Source organism: Psychrobacter sp. CAL346-MNA-CIBAN-0220 (assembly GCF_040309805.1).
Taxonomy (GTDB): Bacteria; Pseudomonadota; Gammaproteobacteria; order Pseudomonadales; family Moraxellaceae; genus Psychrobacter.
The window spans coordinates 1-275 of the sequence record NZ_JBEOPF010000242.1 but is presented as its reverse complement, the minus strand read 5'-3'; the positions used below and the strand labels follow the sequence as shown (position 1 = coordinate 275).

Sequence of the window (275 nt, the reverse complement as noted above, 5' to 3'; positions counted from 1 at the left end):
ATCTTTCGCTTATATTGGGGGTACGAATATAAGCGAAAGGTGATTGCTATGACTACAACTAATTATAATATACGGCTTGACCAGGATCTGAAGGATAGGTCTTTTTCTGTTCTTGAAAGCTATGGACTAACGCCTTCACAAGCCATAAGACTGTTCTTGAACCAAGTAGCCGATACTAATGCGATTCCTCTGTCTTTTGACTATCAACAACCTAAGCTCAACGCGCAAACACTTGCTGCTATTGCAGAGGTCGCGAGCGGTAACGGCACTAAGTA

Annotated in this window: 1 protein-coding gene; it reads left to right on the top strand. The window is 42.5% G+C overall.

Going from position 1 to position 275, the window contains the following annotated elements; genetic code table 11:
* Window positions 1-48: 48 nt before the first annotated feature.
* A partial coding sequence (locus tag AAEY88_RS13490) for a type II toxin-antitoxin system RelB/DinJ family antitoxin (protein WP_350563205.1) occupies window positions 49-275 on the top strand: 227 nt, incomplete at its 3' end.